The sequence below is a fragment of the Motilibacter deserti genome (assembly GCF_011250635.1).
GTDB classification, from domain to species: domain Bacteria; phylum Actinomycetota; class Actinomycetes; order Motilibacterales; family Motilibacteraceae; genus Motilibacter_A; species Motilibacter_A deserti.
The window spans coordinates 1-3,230 of the sequence record NZ_JAANNP010000164.1 but is presented as its reverse complement, the minus strand read 5'-3'; the positions used below and the strand labels follow the sequence as shown (position 1 = coordinate 3,230).

The following is a 3,230-nucleotide window of genomic DNA, read 5'->3' as shown; positions in this document are numbered from 1 at the left end:
CGCGGCGGCGAGGTCGTCGGCGTCCCGGCTCGGTGCGACGAACCCGTTCACGTCGTGCTCGACCAGGTCGACGGCCGCGTTGTCGGGACCGGCGACGACGATCGTCGGCGTCCCCACCGCCGACGCCTCGACCACCACCAGGCCGAAGCCCTCGCGCTCGGACGGGAAGAGCAGCGCGGTCGCGCCCCGCAACCGGTCCTCGAGCTCATCCTCGGGCACGAACCCCGGCAGGTCGATCACGTCCTCGAGCCCGAGCTCGTCGACGCGGCTGCGCACCTGCGCCGTCACCGGGCCGGAGCCGAGGACCGTCGCCCGCAGCCCGGGGAGCTCCCGGCGCGCGCGTGCGACGGCGTCCGGAACCGCGGTCACGCCTTTCTCGGGGATGTGCCTGCCCACGAAGAGCACGTGGGGGTCCGGAGGCGGGTCGAGGGTCGGCGGCGGCTGCTCGGTGCGATAGATCAGGCCCGGCAGGAGCAGCCGCTCACGACGGGCGCCGGCCGCGGGCAGTCGCTCGTACGTCAGCCGGCCGTGCGCGATCGCCAGCGGCGAGAGGACGGCCGAGGCGCGTTGAAGCACGATGCCGAGCGTTCCCCCGACAGGGCCGAGGTAGCGCCGCCAGTAAGCGTTGCTCCACACCTCCATCCAGTCGACCCCCATGCGCTGGCGCGCGCCGAGCAGCGCGAGCCGAGCGGCAGGCACGGTGAGGGGCGGAGTCTGGGAGACCTCGACGACGTCGTAGAACCGGCGGTGCCGCAGCAGGTGCAGGAAGACGCCGCGGGCGAACTCCAGCGCGGGGCCGATGCGCCGGGCGCCGCCTTCGCCGTAGAGCTCGCTCGCGGGCGAGACGACGACTACCTCCACCCCCGGGATCTCCGGCGGCGAGTCGTCGGGCCACTGCTGACGGGTGAGGTACGTGACCCGGTGGCCGTGCCGGACGTACTCGTCCGCGAGGGCGCGGTACCAGCGCTCGCCACCGCCGTGGGTCCAGGGGAAGAGGCAGTCGAAGGCGATGCAGATGTGCACGGGGCTACAGGTGCTCCTCGTCGCCACCGCGGGCGACCCGCAACCGGGCCTCGCTGATCGCCAGCTGCCGCGCGAGCCGGGTCAGCCGCTCGTCGTAGTCCTTGAACTTGAGGTAGGTGTTGATCGAGACAAAGGCGAAGGCGACGATCAGGGCGTACAGCAGCAGGTCCGCGCCTCGGCCGACCCCCACCCAGTCGGCGACCGTGGAGAGCAGCGACGGGCGGACGATGGACACCACGCACGCCACGAGGAAGACCGCGAAGAGGATCTTCTTCCCAGCCTGGAACCGGAGAGCATTGCGATTGCGCAGGAAGCTGACGAGCACGATGACGACGCCTGCGACGAGCAGGTACTGGATAAGCATCAGGTCTCCTGCACGCTTCAGCGGAAGAACAGGTCGAAGAGGATGTTCACCGAGTTGAGGACGGACTGCCCCTTGGCCTTGGAGTAGTCGGTGTAGAGGATCGTCACCGGCGTCTCCACGTAACGGAGCTTCGCCTTCCCGACCGTCTCGACGATCTCGGAGGCGTGCGCCATGCCCGAGCGCCGGATGTTGAGCGTCTCGGCGACTCGCCGATTGAACGCGCGGAGCCCGTTGTGCGCGTCGGTCAGGTGGACGCCCGACGTGAGGTTCGTGTAGTGCACCGCCAGCTTCAGCACGACCCGCTTCAGCCCGCCGACCTGAGTGGACGAGTCGAGGAAACGCGACCCGAAGACGATGTCCGCCTCGTCACGACGCAGCTGCTCCACCATCCGCTCGGCGTCGTCGAGTCGGTGCTGGCCGTCCGAGTCGAAGGTGACGAGGTACTGGATGCTCGGGTCGTGCAGTGCGTACTCGATGCCCGTCTGCAGCGCGGCGCCCTGCCCGAGGTTCACGGGGTGGCGGACGAGCACCGCATTGGTCAACTGGACCTGCGCGGCCGAGTCGTCAGTGCTCCCGTCATCGACGCAGATCACGTGCTCGAACCGGGTCAGCGCCTCCTCCACGACCTCGCGCACGACCGCGGCTTCGTTGTAGACGGGGACGACGAGGCAGGTGTCCTTGTTCGTCATCTCGCTTCCTCGGTCCGGGCGATGCCGCTCAATGGTGGCACCTCGCGCGTACGGTGCCGCCTGCTAGGGCTTGCCTATACTCCGGCGCGTCGCGCACCGATTCTGGGAGGCTACGTGATGCAGGGCGAGACGGGCCGTCCGTGAGCAGTGCCCTGCGCTACGTCGCGGTGATCCTCAACTACAAGCGCTGGCCCGACACCCTCGACACCATCTCCGCGGTGGGACGCTCCACGCTCCCGCCGGACCGGGTGATCCTCGTCGACAACGCGTCCGGCGCCGAGCACGTCGACGCGATCCGCCGCGACCTCGACGCCGGCCGTGCGCCGGGCGTGGAACTGCTGGCTCTCAGCACCAACGGGGGCTACGCCACCGGCATGAACGCGGGCATCGCCAGCGCCCTGGAGAGCGCGCCCGACGCGGTGCTCATGCTCACCCATGACGTCGTCCTGGAGAGCGACTGCATCGAGCGCATGGCGGCCGAGCTGCTGAGCTCGCCCAGCGTCGGCATCAGCGCTCCGGTGCTGGGCTGGCGGGGGCGCGACAACGTGACCTGGTCCGGCGGGGGCGCGATCCGGCCCTGGACAGGGACCTGCTGGCACCCCGACATGCACACCCCACTCGACGCCACCCTGCGCCAGCCCTCGCACGACGTGCCGTGGGCCGACGGCGCGGCCCTGCTCGTGCGCCGCGAGGCGCTGACTGAGGCCGGGCCGCTGCCGGAGGCCTACTTCCTGTACTTCGAGGAGGTGGACTTCCAGGCCACGGTCCGTGAGCACGGGCGCCGGGTCCGGATCGCGGGCGGCGCGCTCGCGTGGCAGTCGCCGGGCTACACCCCGCCCTACCTCGCGACCCGCAACCAACTGCTCGTGCTCCGCCGGCACCGCCGGCGCAGCATCCCGTTCTCGCTCCTGCAGACCGGAGCGGTGATGGGCAAGCAGGTGGCCAAGGTGGCCCTGCGCCGCGGCGGGAGCCTCGGCGAGGTGCGGGCCCGCCTGCACGGCATCCGCGACGGGTTCAACGGGCGGCTCCGCCCGGAGCTGCTGGCCCTGCGCTAGCTGGTCCTTCGCCCGAGCACGGGCCGGCCTGCCCAGGATCGTCAGCGCCGGACGAGCGTGCCCTCGTTCTCGAGGTACCACGAGTAGGTCGAGGCGATG

Annotated in this window: 4 protein-coding genes; 1 reads left to right on the top strand and 3 read right to left on the bottom strand. The window is 70.9% G+C overall.

The window, feature by feature from the left end; all coding sequences use genetic code 11:
* From G9H71_RS25385 to G9H71_RS21810, 3 genes are all read right to left on the bottom strand, one after another.
* The coding region (locus tag G9H71_RS25385; RefSeq protein ID WP_166284871.1) for a glycosyltransferase family 4 protein at nt 1-1,023 on the bottom strand (1,023 nt) is incomplete at its 3' end.
* A gap of 4 nt (nt 1,024-1,027) precedes the next feature.
* The gene (locus G9H71_RS21815) at nt 1,028-1,387 is read right to left on the bottom strand and encodes a DUF2304 domain-containing protein (RefSeq protein ID WP_166284870.1); all 360 of its coding nucleotides are present in this window, start codon (nt 1,385-1,387) and stop codon (nt 1,028-1,030) included.
* Nucleotides 1,388-1,404: 17 nt separating this feature from the next.
* A complete protein-coding gene (locus tag G9H71_RS21810; RefSeq protein ID WP_166284869.1) occupies nt 1,405-2,076 on the bottom strand; it encodes a glycosyltransferase family 2 protein in 672 nt (223 codons plus the stop codon).
* A 140-nt stretch (nt 2,077-2,216) separates the two neighbouring features.
* Between G9H71_RS21810 and G9H71_RS21805 the strand changes: the two genes are divergently transcribed.
* Nucleotides 2,217-3,131 carry a glycosyltransferase family 2 protein gene (locus G9H71_RS21805; RefSeq protein ID WP_166284868.1) on the top strand — a complete coding sequence of 305 codons (915 nt, stop codon included), beginning with the start codon at nt 2,217-2,219 and terminating at the stop codon, nt 3,129-3,131.
* The last annotated feature ends 99 nt before the right edge of the window (nt 3,132-3,230 follow it).

What these genes read in the sequence shown, in the direction of transcription:
- G9H71_RS21815 (WP_166284870.1), bottom strand. Translation starts at nt 1,387, where the DNA reads ATGCTTATCCAGTACCTGCTCGTCGCAGGCGTCGTCATCGTGCTCGTC.
- G9H71_RS21810 (WP_166284869.1), bottom strand. Translation starts at nt 2,076, where the DNA reads ATGACGAACAAGGACACCTGCCTCGTCGTCCCCGTCTACAACGAAGCC.